22 protein-coding genes are annotated in these 22235 nt (G+C 62.2%); 8 read left to right on the forward strand and 14 right to left on the reverse strand.

What is annotated here, in order from left to right:
* Positions 1–13: 13 nt before the first annotated feature.
* The 4 genes from B5P46_RS10645 to radA all read right to left on the reverse strand — a co-directional run bounded on the left by B5P46_RS10645 (position 14) and on the right by radA (position 4587).
* Positions 14–754 (reverse strand): SDR family NAD(P)-dependent oxidoreductase, encoded by a 741-nt coding sequence (locus B5P46_RS10645; RefSeq protein ID WP_129418621.1) that lies wholly within the window; start codon positions 752–754, stop codon positions 14–16.
* Positions 755–832: 78 nt separating this feature from the next.
* Positions 833–2323 (reverse strand): amidophosphoribosyltransferase, encoded by a 1491-nt coding sequence (gene purF / locus B5P46_RS10650; RefSeq protein ID WP_129418622.1) that lies wholly within the window; start codon positions 2321–2323, stop codon positions 833–835.
* A 147-nt stretch (positions 2324–2470) separates the two neighbouring features.
* Positions 2471–3097 (reverse strand): CvpA family protein, encoded by a 627-nt coding sequence (locus B5P46_RS10655; RefSeq protein ID WP_029872969.1) that lies wholly within the window; start codon positions 3095–3097, stop codon positions 2471–2473.
* Between the two features lie 89 nt (positions 3098–3186).
* Entirely contained in the window at positions 3187–4587 is a 1401-nt protein-coding gene (gene radA / locus B5P46_RS10660; RefSeq protein ID WP_003547017.1) for a DNA repair protein RadA, read from the reverse strand.
* Between the two features lie 163 nt (positions 4588–4750).
* Between radA and B5P46_RS10665 the strand changes: the two genes are divergently transcribed.
* The gene (locus B5P46_RS10665) at positions 4751–5386 is read left to right on the forward strand and encodes a LysE family translocator (RefSeq protein WP_129418623.1); all 636 of its coding nucleotides are present in this window, start codon (positions 4751–4753) and stop codon (positions 5384–5386) included.
* Between the two features lie 121 nt (positions 5387–5507).
* On the opposite strand, the gene alr is transcribed toward B5P46_RS10665, so the two are convergent.
* The 7 genes from alr to B5P46_RS10700 all read right to left on the reverse strand — a co-directional run bounded on the left by alr (position 5508) and on the right by B5P46_RS10700 (position 12475).
* Entirely contained in the window at positions 5508–6677 is a 1170-nt protein-coding gene (gene alr / locus B5P46_RS10670; RefSeq protein ID WP_129418624.1) for an alanine racemase, read from the reverse strand.
* A gap of 90 nt (positions 6678–6767) precedes the next feature.
* The gene (locus B5P46_RS10675) at positions 6768–8264 is read right to left on the reverse strand and encodes a replicative DNA helicase (protein WP_062942152.1); all 1497 of its coding nucleotides are present in this window, start codon (positions 8262–8264) and stop codon (positions 6768–6770) included.
* A 375-nt stretch (positions 8265–8639) separates the two neighbouring features.
* Positions 8640–9218 carry a 50S ribosomal protein L9 gene (gene rplI / locus B5P46_RS10680; protein WP_129418625.1) on the reverse strand — a complete coding sequence of 193 codons (579 nt, stop codon included), beginning with the start codon at positions 9216–9218 and terminating at the stop codon, positions 8640–8642.
* A 22-nt stretch (positions 9219–9240) separates the two neighbouring features.
* On the reverse strand, positions 9241–10227 hold the full coding sequence (locus tag B5P46_RS10685) for a DUF2232 domain-containing protein (protein WP_129418626.1): 987 nt from the start codon (positions 10225–10227) through the stop codon (positions 9241–9243).
* A gap of 159 nt (positions 10228–10386) precedes the next feature.
* On the reverse strand, positions 10387–10635 hold the full coding sequence (rpsR, locus tag B5P46_RS10690) for a 30S ribosomal protein S18 (protein ID WP_003547038.1): 249 nt from the start codon (positions 10633–10635) through the stop codon (positions 10387–10389).
* Between the two features lie 14 nt (positions 10636–10649).
* A complete protein-coding gene (gene rpsF, locus B5P46_RS10695) occupies positions 10650–11117 on the reverse strand; it encodes a 30S ribosomal protein S6 (RefSeq protein WP_003547040.1) in 468 nt (155 codons plus the stop codon).
* A 314-nt stretch (positions 11118–11431) separates the two neighbouring features.
* Positions 11432–12475, reverse strand: coding sequence for an aldo/keto reductase (locus B5P46_RS10700; RefSeq protein WP_129418627.1), 1044 nt, complete (start codon positions 12473–12475; stop codon positions 11432–11434).
* A gap of 213 nt (positions 12476–12688) precedes the next feature.
* Here B5P46_RS10700 and fabD point away from each other — a divergent pair, with 213 nt between their 5' ends.
* From fabD to gmk, 7 genes are all read left to right on the forward strand, one after another.
* Entirely contained in the window at positions 12689–13633 is a 945-nt protein-coding gene (gene fabD / locus B5P46_RS10710) for an ACP S-malonyltransferase (RefSeq protein ID WP_129418629.1), read from the forward strand.
* A 30-nt stretch (positions 13634–13663) separates the two neighbouring features.
* Positions 13664–14401 (forward strand): 3-oxoacyl-[acyl-carrier-protein] reductase, encoded by a 738-nt coding sequence (gene fabG / locus B5P46_RS10715; RefSeq protein WP_064653948.1) that lies wholly within the window; start codon positions 13664–13666, stop codon positions 14399–14401.
* A gap of 286 nt (positions 14402–14687) precedes the next feature.
* Positions 14688–14924, forward strand: coding sequence for an acyl carrier protein (locus B5P46_RS10720; protein ID WP_003547058.1), 237 nt, complete (start codon positions 14688–14690; stop codon positions 14922–14924).
* Positions 14925–15017: 93 nt separating this feature from the next.
* A complete protein-coding gene (gene fabF, locus B5P46_RS10725; protein WP_062942139.1) occupies positions 15018–16280 on the forward strand; it encodes a beta-ketoacyl-ACP synthase II in 1263 nt (420 codons plus the stop codon).
* 183 nt (positions 16281–16463) lie between these two features.
* The gene (gene mltG / locus B5P46_RS10730) at positions 16464–17681 is read left to right on the forward strand and encodes an endolytic transglycosylase MltG (protein ID WP_129418630.1); all 1218 of its coding nucleotides are present in this window, start codon (positions 16464–16466) and stop codon (positions 17679–17681) included.
* An 18-nt stretch (positions 17682–17699) separates the two neighbouring features.
* Positions 17700–18587: a YicC/YloC family endoribonuclease gene (locus B5P46_RS10735; protein WP_129418631.1), complete on the forward strand. Its 888-nt coding sequence runs from the start codon at positions 17700–17702 to the stop codon at positions 18585–18587.
* 3 nt (positions 18588–18590) lie between these two features.
* Positions 18591–19253, forward strand: coding sequence for a guanylate kinase (gene gmk, locus B5P46_RS10740; protein ID WP_025393970.1), 663 nt, complete (start codon positions 18591–18593; stop codon positions 19251–19253).
* A gap of 43 nt (positions 19254–19296) precedes the next feature.
* Here gmk and rsmA read toward each other — a convergent pair whose 3' ends face one another.
* From rsmA to B5P46_RS10755, 3 genes are read right to left on the reverse strand one after another with little or no spacing between them, the layout of a single operon-like run.
* A complete protein-coding gene (rsmA, locus tag B5P46_RS10745; RefSeq protein ID WP_129418632.1) occupies positions 19297–20124 on the reverse strand; it encodes a 16S rRNA (adenine(1518)-N(6)/adenine(1519)-N(6))-dimethyltransferase RsmA in 828 nt (275 codons plus the stop codon).
* Positions 20124–21152: a 4-hydroxythreonine-4-phosphate dehydrogenase PdxA gene (gene pdxA / locus B5P46_RS10750; RefSeq protein WP_129418633.1), complete on the reverse strand. Its 1029-nt coding sequence runs from the start codon at positions 21150–21152 to the stop codon at positions 20124–20126. The genes rsmA and pdxA overlap by 1 nt, the downstream gene beginning before the upstream one ends.
* 6 nt (positions 21153–21158) lie before the next feature.
* A complete protein-coding gene (locus B5P46_RS10755; RefSeq protein WP_129418634.1) occupies positions 21159–22103 on the reverse strand; it encodes a peptidylprolyl isomerase in 945 nt (314 codons plus the stop codon).
* Positions 22104–22235 lie beyond the last annotated feature (132 nt).

Genomic DNA, 22235 nt, shown 5'->3' on the forward strand with positions numbered 1-22235 from the left:
ATTATGCAGTAGCCTATTCCGGCAGATGATAGTCGACGAGCTTGTTTTCCCGCACGATGAAGAGCTTGCCCGTCTCGGTCACTCCGGGACCGAGAAGCGGCAGGATCGCCTTCGCCACCTCGGATGGATGCGGCAGCGTCTGCGGATCTTCGCCGGGCACGGCCTGCGCCCGCATGGCGGTGCGGGTCGCGCCGGGATCGACGCTGGTGATGCGCAGCGCCGTCGATTGGCTCTCGCCGGCCCAGGTGCGCGCCAGCGCCTCGACGGCGGCCTTGGACGCGGAGTATGCACCCCAGAAGGGACGGCATTTATGCGCGGCACCCGAAGACAGGATGACCGCACGGCCGGCATCGGAACGGGCGAGCAGCGGGTCGACCGAGCGGATCAGCCGCCATGTTGCGGTGACGTTGATGGTCATCACCTTCTCGAACACCTTCGCTTCGATATGCCCGATCGGCGAAATGACGCCGAGCACGCCGGCATTGGCGACGAGGATGTCGAGCTTGCCCCAGCGCTCGAAGATCGAGCCGCCGAGCGCATCGATCGCATTCATGTCGGCAAGGTCGAAGGGCACGAGCGTCGCCGTGCCGCCGACGGCCTTGATCGCATCGTCGAGATCCTCGAGCCCGCCGACCGTGCGTGCGCAGGCAATCACATGGGCGCCGGCTTTGGCAAGTTCGAGCGCCGTGAAATAGCCGATACCGCGCGACGCACCGGTGACGAGCGCGATCTTGCCCTCAAGATTGATGTTCATAATGTCGTGTTCCCTCACGAAGGGAGAGGCGTGCAATGCACCCCTCGGGATGGACAATGGAAAAGGCGGCGCGCCGTGTCAGCCGTTGCTGGCAAGCATGGAAATCTTGTTGCCCATGGACTCGCCGTTCTTGTCGAGCAGGCGGGTCGGATAGTCGCCGGTAAAATAGTGGTCGGTGAACTGCGGCCGGGCTGGGTTGCGGTCCTCACCGCCAACGGCGCGATAGAGGCCGTCGATCGACAGGAAGGCGAGCGAATCCGCACCGATATATTTCGCCATGGCTTCGACATCGGCATATTGGTTTGCCAGCAGCTTGTCTGCGTCGGGCGTGTCGATGCCGTAGAAATCCGGGAAGAAGATCATCGGGCTTGCGACGCGGACATGGACTTCGCGCGCCCCGGCTTCGCGGATCATCTGGACGATCTTGAGAGACGTCGTGCCACGCACGATGGAATCATCGACCAGCACCACGCGCTTGCCTTCGATCATTGCCCTGTTGGCGGAATGCTTCAGCTTCACACCGAAGGCGCGGATCTGCTGCGTCGGTTCGATGAAGGTGCGCCCGACATAATGGTTGCGGATGATGCCGTATTCGAAGGGAATGCCGCTCTGTTGGGCATAGCCAAGCGCCGCCGGCGTGCCGCCATCCGGCACCGGCACGATCACGTCGGCATCGATAGGCGATTCCTTCGCAAGGTTCATGCCCATGCTTTTGCGCGTCGTATAGACGTTGCGGCCGCCGACGACCGAATCCGGACGGGCGAAATAGACATATTCGAACAGGCAGAGGCGCTCCGGCAGCGGTTTGCTGGGCTTGCGCGCATCGATGCTGATCGAACCGTCAGGCTGGATTTCGCAGATGACGACCTCGCCGTTCTCAACGTCGCGGATGAACTTGGCGCCGATAATGTCGAGCGCGCAGGTCTCCGAGCAGAAGATCGGCTTGCCGTCGAGTTCGCCCATGACCAACGGGCGGATGCCTGTCGGGTCTCGCGCGGCTATCAGCTTCGTGCGCGTCATGGCGAGCATCGAATAGCCGCCTTCCATCTGACGAATGGCGTCGATGAAGCGGTCGGACGTGGAAGCGTGGCGGGAACGGGCGATGAGGTGGAGGACGACTTCGGTATCGGAGGTCGACTGACAGATGGCGCCGGTCGCGATGATCTGGCGGCGCAGCGTCAGGCCGTTGGTGAAATTGCCGTTATGGGCAATGGCGATGCCGCCTTCTTCCAGTTCGGCAAAGAGCGGCTGCACGTTGCGCATGGCCACTTCGCCGGTTGTCGAGTAGCGGGTATGACCGATCGTAATGCTGCCGGGCAGGCGGGCAAGCGTCATCGGATTGGTATAGTGGTCACCGACGAGGCCCATGTGGCGCTCTTGATAAAAGCGCTTGCCGTCGAAGGAGACGATGCCGGCCGCTTCCTGTCCACGATGTTGAAGCGCATGCAGGCCGAGAGCCGTGAGCGCGGCGGCATCGGGATGTCCCAGAATTCCGAAAACCCCGCATTCTTCATGCAGCGTATCTCCGTCGAGCGGATCGTCGGTCGGGAAGGAATGGGATTGGTTCATTTCTGCGGGCCTCTGCTCTCACAAGAATGGATCGGCATTTCCAGAAATAGCTGAGCCCGGCGGAGCTGAATGCCCGGCCGGACCCTCATTTCACGTCCCGCTCAAATGGCGATTGCCGGAAGGCGGGTCAAGCTCTTGAACACTGTGTCAATTCGCCGGCTGCTGCGCGCCGTCTGCGGGCGCGGTCGGTGCGTCTTCCGCCGGAGCCTGGTCGCCCGTCGGCGGAGTGGTACCTTCGGCGCCCTGTGCCGGCGGCTGCAGCTTATCACGGATGCTTTCCGGTATCATCTGGGCAAATTGCTCCGGCAGAACCGATTTCAGCTTCACGACCATCGAATCCAGGAAGGGCTTCGACTTCGCTTCGTTGACCCAGGCCGGACGGTGGTCGGCATCGACGAGCCAGTTCCAGAAGGCGACGGCGACGACCAGGAGCAGCACGCCGCGCGCTGCCCCGAACAGGAAGCCGAGCGTGCGGTCGAGCGCGCCGACACGGCTGTCGATGATGAAATCGGCGATCTTCATCGTGATGAAGGAGATGACGATGAGCGCGATCAGGAAGACGACCGCTGCCGAACCGACGATCGCGATGCGGTCGTCATCGGTATATTTCTTCGCATAGGGCAGCAGGTACGGATAGAGATAGTAGGCAGCCGCGGCCGAACCGCCCCAGCTCGCGATCGAAAGAATCTCGCGCGAAAAGCCGCGGACCATCGCCAGCACGGCGGAGAAGAGCACGACGCCGATGACAATACCGTCGAAAATCGTAATGGGCATGTAAATTCAACTCCAGGACTGCCGCTTGGCGGCCGTGTCGTGCCTTATCGTGTGCTCCTATATCATCACCACTCTTGGCAATGAAAGGATCAAACGTCGTCTTCCACACGCAGCGCTCCCTTCGATCCGGCGATGCGCGCGACCAGATCCGGCAGGCTTGCGACTTCGCTCCAGCGCCCGCCGGAGCCCTTCGGCAATTCGGCGGAGGCGGACGGAAGCAGCGCTGCGGAAAAGCCCAGCTTCTCGGCTTCCTTGAGACGCTGGGCGGTGTGCGCAACCGGCCGGATGGCGCCGGACAGGCTGACTTCGCCGAAATAGACGCAATCGGCAGGAAGGGCAATACCGGCAAGCGAGGAAACGAGCGCCGAGGCGACCGCAAGATCGGCCGCCGGTTCGGAGATGCGGTAACCGCCGGCGACGTTGAGATAGACGTCGTGCTGGCCGAGCCTGACGCCGCAATGGGCTTCCAGCACCGCAAGGATCATGGAGAGCCGTGCCGAATCCCAGCCGACCACGGCGCGCCGCGGCGTGCCGAGCGAGGTTGGGGCCACCAGTGCCTGCACCTCGACGAGAATAGGGCGGGTGCCCTCCATGCCGGCAAAGACAGCAGCACCCGGCGATTTTTCGTTGCGCTCACCAAGGAAGAGCTCGGAAGGATTGGCGACTTCACGCAAGCCTCTGTCGGACATTTCGAAGACGCCGATCTCGTCGGTCGGGCCGAAGCGGTTCTTGACGGTGCGCAGGATGCGGTAGTGATGGCCGCGGTCGCCTTCGAAATAGAGCACGGCGTCGACCATGTGCTCGACGACGCGCGGCCCGGCAATCTGCCCGTCCTTGGTCACGTGGCCGACGAGCACCATGGCGGCTCCAGTCTGCTTGGCGAAACGGATCATCGCCTGCACACCGGTGCGCACCTGCGTCACCGTTCCCGGCGCGGATTCGGCAAGTTCGCTCCACAGCGTCTGGATGGAATCGATGATGACAAGGTCCGGCCGCTTGCCCTCGGCAAGCGTCGCCAGAATATCCTCGACATTGGTTTCGGCCGCCAGCATCACGTCGGTATCGGCCGCCGCAAGGCGCTGTGCCCGTAGCCGGACCTGCGCCACGGCTTCTTCGCCGGAGACGTAGATGATCTTGTGGCCGCGCCGCGCAAGGGCGGCGGCGGCCTGCATCAGCAGCGTCGATTTGCCGATGCCGGGATCGCCGCCGATCAGCACCGCCGAACCGCGCACGAAACCGCCGCCGAGCGCCCGGTCGAGCTCCGACATGGCGGTATGGATGCGTGGCGCCTCCTCTATCTCGCCGGAGAGTGCCGTCAGCGCCACCGGTCGGCCCTTCTTCGGCGTCTTGCCGGGACCGGAGCCGATCCCGCCCATCGGGTCTTCCTCGACGATGGTGTTCCACTCGCCGCAGTTCTCGCATTTGCCGGCCCAGCGGTTATGAACCGTGCCGCAACTCTGGCAGATGAATTGTGTCCTGGCCTTCGCCATCAATTACTCTTTCAGTCCGGGTTCCCGGGCGAAGCGATGCGCCGCTCCACCGAATCATTGTCGCGCTTGAGATAATGGCTATCGCGACGGATCAAAACTAATGATTTCCCCATCAACGCACCCGTGCCTATCCTTTGCCGCTGCTTATCCGGAACGGTGGAAGATGTTCGATTATTCGTTTGCGCACTGGCTTGCATTTCTGTCGGCGGCGGTTCTGCTCAATCTCTCGCCCGGCCCCGACATCGCCTTCATCCTCGGTCACACGATGAGAAGCGGAAAACGTGCCGGTTTTTCCGCGCTGTTCGGCGTCTGGTCCGGCGCCTGCCTGCATGTTCTGATGGCAGCACTCGGCCTCTCCGCCATACTTGCCGCTTCCGCCGTCGCCTTCTCCACGGTCAAATGGATCGGCGCCGCCTATCTCGTCTGGCTCGGCATTCAGGCTTTGCGCTCCGGTGGCGGCGATGGCCTGATAAAGGCTGCTGGTGAAAGTTTGCCGGTTGCGAGAATCTATCGGCAGGGTATTCTGGTTTCGGTGCTCAATCCGAAAGTGGCGATATTCTTCCTGGCCTTCCTGCCGCAATTTGTGGTCGAAGGGGCAGGGCCGGCATGGGCGCAACTCATGCTGCATGGCGGGCTCATCATCGTCGTCGCCGCCTTTATCGAACCGCCGCTCGTCCTTCTCGGCGGGCGCCTTGCCGATGCAATCAGGCATAATCAAAAAGTCGGCCTCTGGCTCGATCGCGGCCTCGGTGCGCTTTTCCTGGCGCTCGGTGTCCGTCTCGCCCTCAGCAGCCGCTAGAGCATGATGCCGAAAAGTGTGAGCGGTTTTCGGACGACATCATGCTCTAACTATATAATGCAGAACAGGATTCAGATTTTAGGCCGACCCGGCCTAAAATCATCCTGTTCTAGGAAGGCCGCTATTCCTCGGCCACGTAGCGCCGCTCATGGCGCAGCCCCATGCTGGTCAGAATCTCGTATCCGATCGTGCCGGATGCCCGCGCCACATCGTCCACCGGCATGTTCTTTCCGAACAGTTCGACATAATCCCCGGCGCGCACGGCATTCTCCGGCAGGTCGGTGATATCGAAGATCGTCAGGTCCATGGTGATCCGGCCGGCAACCGGAACCTTGTATCCGGCGATGAAACCTTGCCCGCCTTGCGGCACCACCTGGCGCAGTGGCACACCGCCGCTTGACTGGCTGCGCATGTAGCCGTCGGCATAACCGGCCGAGGCGATCGCCAGCCGGCTTTCGCGGCGAAGCTGCAGCGCCCGCCCATAGCTGACGGTCTCGCCGGCTTCGACGCTGCGCACCTGGATGATGCGCGCTTCCGCCGTCGCCACCGGCCGCATCGGGTTCGCCATGTCGCAGACCGCTTCGCCGCCATAGAGTGCGATGCCGGGGCGGGTCAGGTCGAAGTGATAATCCTCACCGAGAAAGATGCCGGCCGAGGCAGCAAGACTTGAATCGATGCCTTCATAGGCGGCGCTAACCCTGCGGAATGATTCAAGCTGCTGCCGGTTCATCGCATGGGTGGGATCGTCGGCGCAGGCGAGGTGGCTCATGACAAGCACGGGCGCGAAGCTCGCAGGCCGTGAGACATCGTCGACGAGCGCGATCGCATCGTCGATATGCAGTCCGAGCCGATTGAAGCCGGTATCGACATGCAGCGCGCAGGGGTAGTCACCGTAATCGGCAAGCACCGCCATCCAGAAGGCGAGCTGTTCGTCGGAGGAAATCACCGGCACCAGATCGTTTTCGAAGAAGCGCCGCTCGGTGCCTGGCCAGATGCCGGAAAGCACGAAGATGCGCGCATCAGGTGCATAGAGACGAAGCGTTACGCCCTCGTCGACGGTCGCGACGAAGAAGTCGCGCGCGCCGGCCATATAGAGCGCTTCGCCGGCATCCTCGATGCCCATGCCATAGGCATCCGCCTTGACGACCGCAGAAGTGCGCGCCGCACCGGAGCGGCGCGCCATGTCGCGCCAGTTCTCCGTCAGGGCGGTCAGGTCGACAGTCAGCCGCAGGCCTGCCGATGCAAAATTGTCATCTTCGGGGGCGTCGAAAAAATCGCTCATGATCCGCATCGAAAAAGAGGCCGGAGAAGGATTCTCCGGCCAGTTTAAAGGTCAACTATGTCAAGGGAAAGCCCGGCGCTGCACGCAGCATCCGCGCGATCAGTGCTCTTCATATTGGGTGAAGGAGGGATCGGCGAGATCGGCAAAGCGCGTGAATTCCGCCTGGAAGGCGAGCTTCACCGTGCCTGTCGGCCCGTGGCGCTGCTTGGCGATGATGACGTCGGCCGTGCCCTTCACCTTGTCGAACAGCGCTTCCCATTCCGGATATTTCGGATCGTGGATGTCGCGCGGCTCCGAATTCTTGACGTAATATTCCTCGCGGAACACGAAGAGCACGACGTCGGCGTCCTGCTCGATCGAGCCGGATTCGCGAAGGTCGGACAGCTGCGGCCGCTTGTCGTCGCGGCTTTCGACCTGACGCGAGAGCTGCGACAGCGCGATGATCGGAACGTTGAGCTCCTTGCCGAGCGCCTTGAGGCCGGTGGTGATCTGGGTGATTTCCTGCACGCGGTTGTCGCTGGATTTGCCCGAGCCGGTCATCAGCTGAATGTAGTCGACCACAAGCACGTCGAGGCCGCGCTGGCGCTTGAGACGGCGCGCGCGGGCCGAAAGCTGGGCGATCGAGATGCCGCCGGTCTGGTCGATAAAGAGCGGCACCTTCTGCATCATCATCGAGCAGGCGACGAGCTTTTCGAAATCGGCATCGTTGATGTCGCCGCGGCGGATCTTCGAGGAGGAGACTTCCGTCTGCTCGGAGATGATACGGGTGGCGAGCTGTTCCGACGACATTTCGAGCGAGTAGAAACCGACGACGCCGCCGTTCTTTGCCTTCATGCTGCCGTCCGACTGGACTTCGCCTTCGTAGGCGGCGGCGATGTTGTAGGCGATGTTGGTGGCAAGCGAAGTCTTGCCCATGCCGGGGCGTCCGGCAAGCACGATCAAGTCCGACCGCTGCAAACCGCCCATCTTGGAATCCAGCGAATGGATGCCGGTGGAAATGCCGGAAAGCCCGCCGTCACGTTCCTTGGCGACGGCCGCCATGTCGATCGCCAGCGCAACCGCATCGTTGAAGGCCTGGAAGCCGCCGTCGTAGCGGCCGTTTTCCGCCAATTCGAAGAGGCGGCGTTCGGTATCCTCGATCTGCGACTGCGGCGGCATGTCGAGCGGCGCGTCATAGGCGATGTTGACGACGTCCTCGCCGATGGTGATCAGCGCCCGGCGCAGCGCCAAATCGTAGATCGCCCGGCCGTAATCCTCGGCATTGATGACGGTGACGGCATTGCTGACCAGGCTCGCCAGATATTGCGAAACCGTCATGTCACCGACCTTCTCGTCGGCCTTCAGGAAGGTCTTGATGGTCACCGGATTGGCGATCTTGCCCATGCGGATGATATCGCCGGCGACCTCGAAGATCTTCCGGTGCAGCGGTTCATAGAGATGGATCGGCTTCAGGAAATCCGACACCCGGTAATAGGCGTCGTTGTTCATCAGGATCGCACCCAGAAGCGCCTGCTCGGCTTCGATATTGTTGGGCGCTTCGCGATAATGCTGCTCCGACGGAGCAACGGCTGTAATCTTTCGAGCGGCGTCGTTCATCATCATCCGTTCTGTCTTTTTCCAGCTCCGGATTTGCAATTCCGGACGCGAAAATCAAGAGGCTACGAAAGGAGCGGGGGCTCGCTTCGCCTAAATCCTGAACGCTGTGCACGTTGTTCGACTTCTCCACAGTCTTGGGCGACACAAAGGAGAAATACTGGCAGTGTCACCCGCACGACACGGTATGGCGCCGACTCAGCCCATCCGCTTCGGAGAATGTTATTTTAGCGCGATGCGATAAGGCACGCAGCAAAAACATCCGGAAAATCCCCTTAAAAAAAGCGAACCAATCGGCGGCTCATATCGAAGGGATGGAAACGAAAAAGCCCGGCGCGGTGGCCGGGCTTTCCCTCACGCGGATTGCTCCGACGAGAATTATGCTTCGTCTTCGTCGACGCCGTCGGCTTCCGGATCGAAGAAGTCTTCCGGACGCAGCGCGTCTTCGTCGACGCCGTAGATCGCGTCGACCGAGGTGAGTTCTTCGCCCTTGGACTGGCGCTCTGCCTCTTCGGCCGAACGGGCAACGTTCAGCTCGACGTGGATTTCGACTTCGGCATGCAGCTGCAGCTCGACCTTGTGCAGGCCGATCGACTTGATCGGCGTGTTGAGGTGAACCTGGTTGCGGCCGATGTTGAAGCCTTCGGCGCCGAGAATCTCGACGACGTCACGGGCAGCAACCGAACCGTAGAGCTGGCCGGTTTCGCCGGCGGAGCGCACGACGATGAAGGACTTGCCGTCGAGAACGTCGGCGACCGTCTGGGCTTCTGACTTGCGCTCGAGGTTGCGGGCTTCGAGCGTCGCGCGCTCGGCTTCGAAGCGGGTCTTGTTGGCGGCGTTGGCGCGCAGCGCCTTGCCGAGCGGCAGCAGGTAGTTGCGGGCAAAGCCGTCGCGAACCTTTACGGTTTCGCCCATCTGGCCGAGCTTGGAAATGCGTTCGAGAAGGATGACTTGCATTTTCTTTTTCCTTTCTTGTGTCTCAGATTTTCGTATCGGATTGTTTGGGGGCATCGGCATCTTTCGTCGGGGTCAGTGCGATCGCTTTGCGCGTATCGCTGAGACCCAGGACGAGGATGAAGAGGGCTGGCAGGAGCATGAGCATCGAAGCCAGGTAGCAGAGGATGAGGGCCGGTATGCGCCAGTCCTTGCCGCGCGTGCGGAAATGCAGCGAGGCGAAACCGGAAAGCATGAAACCGGCGCCGAACGTGCCGATCACGGTCGCACCGACCAGTGCCGGAACGCCGCCGAAGAAGCAGGCGGCAAGCCCGGCCAGGAAGATGAAGATCGAGTTGCGGTTCATCCGCAGCGACGAGGGAATATCCTCGCGCGGACGAAGGCCGCGGCCGGAGGCTGCAACGATGCGCACGGCAAAATAATAGGCGGCAAACAGCATGCTGACCCACATGCCGCCCTGCAAAGCCGGCAGCATCAGGAGGATCAGCGACTTGGTCTGCGCGGTCGCTGCCGGATCGGGCATGAATTCCGGCTGCTGCTGCTTGAGCGAGGTGATCAGCAGATCGACGATCGGATCGGTGATCTCAGGCCCGTAGCCGATGATCACACCGATGACGATGACGGCGAGCGTCACCAGACCGCAGAGATGCAGCAGGATATCGGAGAGCGGATACCAGGCAAGCAGATGGTCGGGTCCGCCGAGTTCGGCGGCCGGACGCGCCAGATTGGCGAGATGGCTGAGCCAACCGGCCGGCAGCAGCGTCACCATCGTCATGATCAGCGCGAAGGAAGGCGAGATCAAGATCGCGCCGAGTGCCGCGGCGCTGACGACGGCCGAGACCGCGGCGGTATTGCCCCAGCCGAGCCCGACGATGAGGATCGGCAGAGCCGAGGCCGTGTAGAGAAGCGCGCTGAAAAACGACGGCTGCATGCTCGCGCCCAGCACCAGCAGGGCGGCGGTCAATCCGGCGAGTGCGCCGATCAGCAGCGTTTTAATGTTCGGTCGTTTCAAGGTCGCTGTCCTGCTTCATCAAGCAGTTAGAGGATGTTGCTGAATCAAATTCAGAAACGTCTCAACATGGGTTTTAACAGTTCCGATCCGCGCCCATCGCGGAAGGGAGAAGGGAAGGCACGAATGCCTTCCCTCAAAGGTGTGTGCGTCGGCCGATGATCAGGCGACGACGTAGGGCAGCAGGCCGAGGAAACGGGCGCGCTTGATCGCCTGGGCGAGTTCGCGCTGCTTCTTCTGGGAAACGGCCGTGATGCGGGACGGAACGATCTTGCCGCGCTCGGAAATGTAGCGCTGCAGCAGGCGTACGTCCTTGTAGTCGATCCGCGGCGCATTGGCGCCGGAGAACGGGCAGGTCTTGCGGCGGCGATGGAACGGGCGGCGGACCGGAGCGGAGGAAGTTTCAGACATATCTCAGATCTCCCTTATACACGGTCTTCGCGCGGACGGCGCGGACGGTCGTCGCGGTCGCCGAAGCCACCTTCACGCGGCGGACGCGGGCCGCGGTCACGATCGCCGAAGCCGCCTTCACGTGGGCCACGGCCGCCTTCGCGCGGACGGTCGTCACGGTCACGCTTCTGCATCATGGCAGACGGACCTTCTTCATGCTTCTCGACGGCGATCGTCATGTAGCGAAGAACGTCTTCGCTGATGCGCATCTGACGTTCCATTTCCTGGACGGCAGCAGCCGGTGCATCGATGTCCATCAGGGCGTAGTGCGCCTTGCGGTTCTTCTTGATGCGGTAGGTGAGGGACTTGAGGCCCCAGTTCTCGATACGCCCGACCTTACCGCCATTCGCTTCGATCACACCCTTGTACTGTTCTACGAGGGCATCGACCTGCTGAGCGGAAATATCCTGCCGGGCAAGGAATACATGTTCATAAAGAGCCATGACAGCTTTGCCTTTCTTGCGTTTGGTTCAACCCGATATTCGGCGGCTAAGCCTCAACGACTGCTCCTGATTGGGCGGGCCCAGGCAAGAAAGCGTTTCCGAGACGGTCGAGAGCGGAGACACGGGAGGCTGGAACGCTTCCGTTCCGAACGATTTCCGTAAGGAAACCGGCCCTCCGTTCAGCCACCAGCCAGAAGACCGGGTTAACGAACAGGGCGGCTTATACGGATTTTTCGTGGAAAGGCAAGCGCAATCGGACACCCGAACCCGATGCAGGCCAATGGTCGGATCGGGCGGGAGCCAAACAAATATGATCAAAGCGGCAGCGGATACTGCCGGTGCACCTTGGCGATTTCCGCCAGGATCTCGTTCGAAAGCGTAATGTCTGCTGCGCCGATATCGATTTTCAACTGCTCCATTGAGGTCGCGCCGATGATGACCGAGGCCATGAAGGGACGTGACAGGCAGAAGGCGAGCGCCATCGCTGCCGGCTCGAGGCCATATGTTGCGGCAATCTCCAGATAGGCTTTGGTCGCCGGCTCCTGCAGCGGCTGCAGGCGACCGCCGATATCGTGGTTGATCGAACCGCGCGAACCTTTCGGCCTGCCGCCGTCGACATATTTGCCGGACAGGATGCCGCCGGCGAGCGGCGAATAGGCAAGCAGCCCGACATCCTCATGATGCGAGAGTTCGGCGAGATCGAGATCGAAATGGCGGTAGAGTAGGTTGTATTCGTTCTGGACGCTGGCGACCCGCGGCAGGCTCTTCTGTTCGGAGAGCGTCAGATATTTCTGTATGCCCCAGGTGGTTTCGTTGGAAAGGCCGATCGCGCGGATCTTGCCGTCCTTCACCAGAGCGCCGAGCGTTTCCAGGATGTCGAGCATATTGGCGACGGCCTTGTCGCGATCCTGGGTGAACGGATTGTAGCTCCAGTTCTGGCGGAAATGGAAATGGCCGCGGTTCGGCCAGTGGATCTGGTAGAGGTCGACATAGTCCGTCTTCAGCCGCGTCAGGCTGGCCTCGAGCGCCAGGCGGATATTCTTTGCATCGGCACCTTCGCCGCCGCGCAGATAATCGCGGCCGCGGCCGGCGACCTTGGTGGCGAGCACGATATCGTCGCGCTTGCCGGTCTTCTCGAACCAGCTGCCGATATAGTCTTCCGTCCAGCCCTGTGTCGCGGCCGAAACCGGGGTGGTCGGGTAAAGTTCGGCCGTATCGAAGAAATTGACGCCCTTTTCGACGGCGTAATCCATCTGCGCATGGGCATCGGCTTCGCTGTTCTGCGAGCCCCAGGTCATGGTGCCAAGGCAAATCTCTGAAACGGAAATATCGGTGCGGCCTAGTGAATTGTACTTCATGGAAAAACCTTGGGAGAGAGGTGAAAGCCTTGGGAAGGTCTGCGCAAATCTAGGCTGGATTTGGCGGAGCGCAAGAGCAAAAACCGGGCTTTTGCGCGCGCGCGAAAGGCTTTGCGGAGAATGAGCCGCCACTTGACTCTGCCGGAAAGAATGTCAATTGGAGGCAAAACAGCCTTAAGGGGCGCAATCAGGGCATCAGCCAGGGACATGAGAATGACCATTGCTTTCACTTTTCCCGGTCAGGGCAGTCAGGCCGTCGGCATGGGCAAGGATCTCGCCGAGAATTTTGCCGAAGCCCGCGCCGTTTTCCAAGAGGTCGATGAGGCGCTCGGTGAAAAGCTTTCGGACGTCATGTTCAACGGTCCCGAGGATACGTTGACCTTGACGGCGAACGCCCAGCCGGCGCTGATGGCCGTCTCCATCGCCGTTATCCGCGTTCTCGAAGCCAAAGGGCTGGATCTGAAGTCCAAGGTCGCCTACGTCGCCGGCCACTCGCTCGGCGAATATTCGGCACTTTGCGCCGCCGGCACCTTTTCGCTCGCCGACACCGCGCGGCTGTTGCGCATCCGCGGCAATGCCATGCAGGCCGCCGTCCCCGTCGGCGTCGGCGCCATGGCCGCGATCATCGGCCTCGAACATGCCGACGTCGTTGCCGTCTGTGAGGCAGCCGCCGCCGTCGGCGCCTGCCAGATCGCCAACGACAATGGCGGCGGCCAGATCGTCATCTCGGGTGAGAAGGCAGCTGTCGAAAAGGCGGCCGTCCTTGCGACCGACAAGGGCGCCAAGCGCGCCATTCTGCTACCGGTCTCTGCTCCGTTCCATTCGACGCTGATGGCGCCCGCCGCCGATGCCATGCGCCAAGCGCTGGCAAAAGTCGCCAAGTCCGATCCCGTCGTGCCTGTCATCGCCAATGTCCGTGCCGCCCCGGTGACTGACGCCGACGAGATCACCAGCCTGCTGGTCGAGCAGGTGACCGGTCAGGTCCGCTGGCGCGAGACGGTGGAATGGTTCGCCGGAAATGGAGTGACGACGCTTTATGAACTCGGTTCCGGCAAGGTGCTGACCGGCCTTGCCCGCCGCATCGACAAGACGATCAACGGCATCTCCGTCAACGGTCCGGCGGATATCGACGCGGCCGTCGCCGCCCTCATGGCCTGATTGGTATCTCCAGATATAAGGAACGTTTCCATGCTCGATCTCTCCGGCCGCAAGGCTCTCGTCACAGGCGCATCGGGCGGTATCGGCGAGGAAATCGCCCGCCTTCTTCATAAGCAGGGCGCCATCGTCGGCCTGCATGGCACCCGCGTCGAGAAGCTGGAGGCGCTGGCCGCCGATCTCGGCGAGCGCGTCAAGATCTTCCCGGCGAACCTCTCCGACCGCGATGAGGTCAAGGCGCTCGGCCAGAAAGCCGAGGCCGATCTCGAAGGCGTCGACATCCTCGTCAACAATGCCGGCATCACTCGCGACGGCCTGTTCGTGCGCATGAGCGACGAGGACTGGGACGCCGTTCTCGAGGTGAACCTGACGTCGACCTTCCGCCTGACGCGCGAATTGACGCATCCGATGATGCGCCGCCGCTATGGCCGCATCATCAACATCACCTCCGTCGTCGGCGTCACCGGCAATCCAGGCCAGGCCAATTACTGCGCCTCCAAGGCCGGCATGATCGGCTTCACCAAGTCCCTGGCGCAGGAGATCGCCACCCGCAACGTGACGGTCAATTGCGTGGCGCCCGGTTTCATCGAGAGCGCCATGACCGGCAAGCTGAACGACAAGCAGAAGGAAGCGATCATGGGGGCGATCCCGATGAAGCGCATGGGCACGGGCGGCGAGGTCGCTTCGGCGGTCGCTTACCTTGCGTCCTCCGAGGCCGCTTATATGACGGGCCAGACGCTGCACGTAAACGGCGGCATGGCAATGATCTGAAACGACAAACTGTTGGCATGGGAATATTTCCGCCAATAGCATGTTGAGCAATCACGAACCGTTGATTTTCTGGCTTTGCGGCAGACATAAAGCATGTTAAGCGGGCCATGACTGTCAACAGTCGTCCCGAGAAAGCAGACGGACCGGCGGGCTTTTTGCAAGCCTGGGACATCTCTGAAGCCGGGTAAACGAGTTTGCCGAGGATGTCTGAAAACATCGCAGGCTGAAACAGGGTAGGGGTGCCGCGATGGCATTCCGATCAGGACATAAGGTCGAGGAAACCGACATGAGCGATATCGCAGAACGCGTAAAGAAAATTGTTATTGATCATCTTGGCGTTGATGCCGACAAGGTCGTCGAGAGCGCCAGCTTTATCGACGATCTGGGCGCTGACTCGCTCGACACGGTCGAACTTGTCATGGCTTTCGAAGAAGAATTCGGCGTTGAAATTCCTGACGATGCTGCCGACTCGATCCTGACGGTCGGTGATGCCGTGAAGTTTATTGAGAAGGCCCAGGCCTGATCCTGTGAATTTGAGAAAGGGCGGGCCTGGAGTCCGCCCTTTTCTTTTCGGCATATTTCTCCATAGAACATAAGAGACGGGGGAAAGCACGCGATGAGACGTGTCGTCATCACCGGTACCGGCATGGTATCACCCTTGGGATGCGGAACCGAGGTGACGTGGTCCCGGCTGCTTGCCGGTCAGAACGGCGCCCGCCTCGTCACCGAATTCGAGGTCGACGACCTTCCCGCCAAGATCGCCTGCCGTATTCCAATCGGTGATGGCACCGACGGCACCTTCAATGTCGATCAGTGGATGGAGCCGAAGGAGCAGCGCAAGGTCGATCCCTTCATCATCTACGGCATGGCCGCCGCCGACATGGCGCTTGCCGATGCCGGCTGGCATCCTGAAACCGATGAAGACCAGATCGCCACCGGCGTGCTGATCGGCTCCGGCATTGGCGGCATCGAAGGCATCGTCGAAGCGGGTTATACCCTGCGCGACAAAGGCCCGCGCCGCATCTCCCCCTTCTTCATTCCCGGTCGCCTGATCAACCTCGTCTCCGGCCAGGTCTCGATCCGCCACAAGCTGCGCGGACCCAATCACTCGGTCGTCACCGCCTGCTCGACGGGTGCGCATGCGATCGGCGATGCCGCGCGGCTGATTGCGCTGGGTGATGCCGACGTCATGGTCGCCGGCGGCACGGAATCCCCCGTCAGCCGCATTTCGCTTGCAGGCTTTGCCGCCTGCAAGGCGCTGTCGACCCAGCACAACGACGATCCGCAGAAGGCGTCACGCCCCTATGACCGCGACCGCGACGGCTTCGTCATGGGCGAGGGCGCCGGCATCGTCGTGCTCGAGGAACTGGAACACGCCAAGGCGCGCGGCGCCAGGATCTATGCCGAAATCGTCGGCTATGGCCTGTCGGGCGACGCCTATCACATCACCGCGCCCTCCGAAGACGGCGAGGGCGCCGGGCGCTGCATGGCGATGGCGCTGAAGCGCGCCGGGCTGACGCCGGCCGATATCGATTACATCAATGCCCACGGTACCTCGACCATGGCCGACACGATCGAACTCGGCGCCGTCGAGCGGCTGGTCGGCAATGCGGCGTCGAAGATCTCCATGTCCTCGACCAAGTCGGCGACAGGACACCTTCTCGGTGCTGCAGGCGCCATCGAGGCGATCTTCACCACGCTCGCCATTCGCGACAATATCGCGCCGCCGACGCTCAATCTCGACAATCCCGAACGTGAGACGGCGATCGATCTTGTTCCGCACAAGGCGCGTGAGCGAGACATCAATGTGGCGCTGTCCAACTCGTTCGGATTCGGCGGCACCAACGCGTCGCTCGTACTGCGCCGTTACGCGCAATAAGAGTCCTGCAAGCGGTGTGACAGGTCTCCCTTGCACCGCAGACCGGCCGTCCTCTACGTTGCGTAAGGGGGCGTGCGAAAGCATAACGACCGTCAGCGGCGTCGTTGAACGGCGGCAGAACCTGCTTTTGCCGCATTGCTTCGCGAAATAGCGAAGTGAGGGTCAAGTTTTAGAGGATTGCCGGTGAGCGATACGACGAACCAGAGCAACGATACCCAGGCGCAGAAGGGACCGATTATCCCGAAGTCGCCGAGCGAAGCCCTGCGTCCGGAGCGCGTTCCGGAGCCGCCGAAGCGGTCCAAGAAAGCCCGCGGCCAGGTCGTTCTTTTCCTGAACTTCATCATGACGATGGCGGTTCTGGTCTGCGTCGTCGCCGTCATCGGCTTCTACTACGCCACATCGACCTATCGGAACCCGGGTCCGCTGCAGACCAACACCAATTTCATCGTCCGCAACGGTGCTGGTCTGACCGAAATCGCCTCGAACCTCGAGCGCAACGCGATCATCAGCGATGCCCGCATCTTCCGCTATCTCACGGCAACGCATCTTTCTGCCGGTGAGAGCCTGAAGGCGGGTGAATACGAGATCAAGGCGAGGGCCTCCATGAGGGATATCATGGAGCTGCTGAAATCGGGCAAGTCCATTCTCTATTCCGTTTCCTTCCCCGAGGGCCTGACGGTCCGCCAGATGTTCGACCGCATGCTGCAGGATACCGTGCTGGAAGGCGACTTGCCGGCGGCACTGCCGACCGAGGGCAGCCTGCGTCCGGATACGTACAAATTCTCGCGCGGCACCAAGCGCTCGGAAATCATCGAACAGATGGCGGCTGCGCAGCAGAAGCTCGTCGATCAGATCTGGGACAAGCGCGACTCGTCGCTGCCGCTGCGGTCCAAGGAGGAGTTCGTGACGCTCGCATCGATCGTCGAAAAGGAAACCGGCGTTCCCGACGAGCGTGCCCATGTCGCCTCCGTTTTCCTGAACCGGCTCGGCAAGGGCATGCGCCTGCAGTCCGACCCGACGATCATCTACGGCCTCTTCGGCGGCGAGGGCAAACCGGCCGACCGGCCGATCTACCAGTCGGACCTGAAGCGGGACACGCCTTATAACACCTATGTCATCAAGGGTCTGCCGCCGACGCCGATCGCCAATCCCGGCAAGGATGCGCTGGAAGCCGTCGCCAATCCCTGGAAGACGCAGGATCTCTATTTCGTCGCCGACGGCACCGGTGGCCATGTATTCGCTGCGACGCTCGAGGAGCACAATGCCAACGTCAAGCGCTGGCGCAAGCTCGAAGCCGACAAGGGTTCGGACCCGAACATCGCAGTCGACGGCCAACCTGAAGAGCAGCCGGCGGATAATGGCGCGACCGTCGCGCCGCCGAAGAAAAAGAAGATCAACTGATACTTTCGGGAGGCACGCATGGCTTTGCAGTCCATGACCGGTTTTGCGCGGCGCGAGGGAACGAGCGGCCGCTGGCGCTGGGCTTGGGAACTGCGCTCGGTCAACGGCAAGGGCCTCGACCTGCGCCTGCGCCTGCCGCCCGGTCTCGAACGCATGGAGGCAGATGTCCGCCGCCTCGCCGGCGAAAGCTTCAGCCGCGGCAACCTGCAGGCATCCCTATCCGTCACCGCCGACGAGAACCGTTTCGAGGCGGTGCTGAACAAGGAGGCTCTCGCCGCCGTGCTGGCCATGCGCGAGCAGCTGGACGGTGTCATCGATCCGGCGCCGCTGAAGCTCGATACGCTGCTTCTGGTGCGCGGCATCGTCGAATTCCGCGAAAGCGAGGATGGCGAGGAGGCGCTTGCCGCCCGTGACGCCGATATCGCTGCCGGCCTGCTGGCCGCGCTTGCCGATCTGCGAGCGATGCGCGAACAGGAGGGGTCGGCGCTGGCCCGCATTCTTCACGACCACGTCACGACGATCGAAGGCCTGACACGGACGATCGAGGCCGATCCGTCGCGCTCGCCACAGGAGATCGCCGCGCGGCTGGCCGCGCAGGTCGCCTTGTTGATGGACGGCATGGCCGCGCTCGACCGCGACAGGCTGCATGCCGAAGCCGCGCTGTTGGCGACCAAGGCGGATCTGCGCGAGGAAATCGATCGTCTGAAGGCTCATATAGCCGCAGCGCGCGATCTCTTGGTGAAAGGTGGCCCCGCCGGGCGCCGGCTGGACTTCCTTGCACAGGAATTTAACCGCGAATCGAATACCATCTGCTCGAAGTCGAATGCCTCGGCGGTCACCGCTGCCGGCATCGAGCTGAAAGTCGTGATCGACCAGTTCCGTGAGCAGGTCCAGAATTTGGAGTAAGACATGAAACCGGCGAAATCCTCGCCCGTGCAGATCGCCCGCCGCGGTTTGATGCTTGTCATCTCGTCGCCGTCAGGCGCCGGCAAATCCACCATCGCGCGCACGCTGCTGGAGACCGACAGGCAAATCGGCCTTTCCGTCAGCGTCACCACGCGCCAGCGCCGCCCGAGCGAAGTCGAGGATGTGCATTACCACTTCAAGAGTGTGCGCGAGTTCGAGCGGCTGCGCGATAGCGACGCGCTGCTCGAATGGGCCGAGGTGCATGGCAATTTCTACGGCACGCCGCGCGAGCCGGTCGAGCAGGCCATGGCCGAAGGCCGCGACATGCTCTTCGACATCGACTGGCAGGGCGCCCAGCAATTGCAGGAGAAGATGTCGGCGGACGTCGTCTCGATCTTCGTGCTGCCGCCGACCATGACCGAGCTCCAGTCGCGGCTGCATCGCCGTGCCGAGGATTCCGAGGAGGTCATCCAGACGCGTCTCGCCAACAGCCGCGCCGAGATCGCCCACTGGCGCGAATACGACTATGTCATCGTCAATGACGATCTCAACGCCGCCCTCGACGCCGTCCAATCGATCGTCAAGGCCGAACGCCTGCGCCGCGACCGCCGCCATGGCATGTTCGACTTCGTCCGCGAGTTGCTGGAAGAGACGCCGTCGCTTTAGAGTAATTTGTGGGAAAACCGCTTCGGACGTTCCTGGAATTACCCTACAGGCTGTTTGCGAGAAGGCAGAATTCCTCGACGGACAGGGTTTCCGCCCGACGCGCCGGATCGATCCCGGCCTTGACGAGCAGGCTCTCGCCGCCGAGCGGTTTCAGGCTTTGGCGCAGCATCTTGCGGCGCTGGCCGAAGGCCGCCTGCGTCACCTTTTCCAGATTGCCGACAGCGCAGGGGATCGGGGTTTCGCGGGGGGTCAGTTGCACGACCGTCGACGTCACCTTCGGCGGCGGCGTGAAGGCCTGCGGCGGCACGTCGAAGGCCATGCGTGCCTCCGTCCGCCAGCCGCAGAGCACGCCGAGACGGCCGTAATGATCGTCGTCTTCGTTGGCGACGATACGCTCGCCGACTTCCTTCTGAAACATCAGCGTCAGCGACTGCCAGAACGGCGGCCAGGCTTTCGGCAGCAGCCAGTTGACCAGCAACTGCGTGCCGACATTGTAGGGCAGGTTGGCAATGATCTTGATCGGGCCTTCGGGGACCAAGGTCTCGAAATCAATCTTCAGCGCATCGCCTTCGATCACCTCCAGCCGGCCGGGATAATGATCGGCGATCTCGGCGAGTGCTGGCAGGCAGCGGGGATCCCGCTCGATGGCGATGACCTTTCTGGCGCCGAGCGCCAGGATCGCCCGCGTCAATCCGCCAGGGCCAGGGCCGACCTCAACGATGGTCGCCTCTTCGAGCGCGCCCGCCGTGCGGGCAATCTTCTGGGTGAGGTTGAGGTCGAGCAGGAAGTTCTGCCCGAGCGCCTTGCGCGCGTCGAGGCCGTGACGCTGGATGACGTCGCGAAGCGGCGGCAGGCCATCGAGTGCTGCCATCAGCGGCGGCTTTCCGCGCTGCGGCCGAGCTGGGCGGCGAGCTTCAGCGCCGCAACGAGGCTGTGCTCGCGCGCCAGTCCCTTGCCGGCAATGCCGAAAGCGGTGCCGTGATCCGGCGAGGTGCGCACGAAGGGAAGCCCGAGCGTCACGTTGACGCTGTCGTCGAAACCAAGTGCCTTGGCCGGGATCAGCGCCTGATCGTGATACATGCAGATGGCAACGTCGTATCGCGTCCGCGCCTCGTCATGAAACATCGTATCGGCGGGCAGGGGGCCGATCGCATCGATGCCCTCATCGCGCAGGCGCTCGATCGCCGGACGGATGACGTCCTCGTCCTCCGTGCCGATCGCCCCGCCTTCGCCCGCATGCGGGTTGAGGCCGGCAACGGCGAGTCGCGGCGCCTCGATGCCGAAGCGCTGCTTCAGATCTTCATGGGCGATCCTGCAGGTTTCCGTGATCAGTTCGCCCGTCAGCGCCTGCGGCACGTCGCGGACCGGAATATGGATGGTGACGGGAATGGCCCGGAGCTTCGGTCCGGACAGCATCATCACCGGTGTCACCGGCCGGCCGGTCGCCCTGGCGGCGAGATCGGCGAGAAATTCGGTATGGCCGGGAAACCGGAAACCCGCCTCGTAAAGCACGGCCTTAGCGATCGGATTGGTGACGACCGCGAGCGCCTCGCCGTCAATGACAAGCGACACGGCTTTCTCGATCGACGCGATCGTGCCTTTCGCCGTTGCCGCATGCGGTTCGCCGGCCACGACCTCGATACCGGCCGGTATGGTCATGACGGGCAGCGCATCGGCAAACATGCCGGCGGCCTTGCTGGCTTCGTCGGTCTCGCGGATCGAGACCGCCAGATTGAGCTGGCGGGCTCTCAACGCCAGAACATCGGGGTCGCCGATCAGGAAGAAAGGCGGTAGCCCGAGTTCACGCCGCCTCAGCCAAGCCATCAAAGTAATATCCGGCCCGATGCCGGCGGGGTCGCCCTGGCTCAGCGCAAGCGGTCGCGAAAACGGTATCGCCATTGTCGGTCAGCGATAGGCGATCTGCGCCTTTTTGCGCAGTTCATCCAGGTATTTCTTGCTGTTTTCGTTTTCTGGGCTGGCATCCTTGCCGGCCTTGGACTTGTCGAGATCTTCCTGGCGGAAGACCATTTCGGCGGCCTGGTCGTCGGAGACCTGCCGCTGGCTGCAGATTGCCAGATATTCGACGCCCTTGTCAGTGACGCGGGTCCCCGTCGTGTTGCCCTTGGCCTGCTCGACCAGCGGCTTCCAATCCGGCGGAATCTCGGGGGCGAGCAGGCGGCCGAGATCGCGCACGGAAACGTCGCGCATCGTCGCAGCAAACACCTTTGCCTGATCGCAGCCCGGAAATTTGGAGCGCGACGCCTCGGCCTCGCCCTTGCGCTTGCCGGTGATGGCGCCGCGCTTGGCTTGCGGAATGACGAAGATGATCTGCTGCAGCATATATTCCGTCGTCACCGGCTTCTGCTTGTTGTTCTGCATCATGCGCGAGACGAGATCATAGTTCGACAGCCGGGAGGTCGAGCCGTAGCGGGCGTTGACGACACGCGGCCAGCTCATCTGCACGGCGATGAAACCCTTGAAATGATCGACGCCGACGCCGGCGCGATCGAGGATCTGCGACATCTGCTCTGGGGAAAGCTTGTTGCCGCTCGAAAAGCGCGCGAAAGACGCATCGACGTCCTGCTGCGAAACCGACATACGGACGCGGGCAACTTCCTGCCGCTTGAGCGCCTCATCGATCAATTGCTCCTCGGCGGTCTTGGCATCGGCCTTCGTATGCTGCAGCCGCAGGAAGGCCTGGCGCTTGGCGACATCGCCGCTGGTGATGGCGGTGCCGTTCACCACGGCCTTGACTTCACTGGCCGCAAGCGCTGGACTGGCAAGGCCTGTCAGCAATGCAAGCGCTGCCCCGGCGAGGAACTTGGTTATGGCTTTTTTCGCGTCAATCATCTGTTGACCTCCCGATAGCGCCGCGAGACGTTGTTCGCGGCGTTCTTACCACAGTGCGAGACACGCCGAAATCGCTTCCATCACGGCGCGAAACCCCTATGCCTCAGATACCGACTGGCGGCAATGTCCTGC

The organism is Rhizobium leguminosarum (assembly GCF_004123835.1).
GTDB lineage: Bacteria > Pseudomonadota > Alphaproteobacteria > Rhizobiales > Rhizobiaceae > Rhizobium > Rhizobium leguminosarum_M.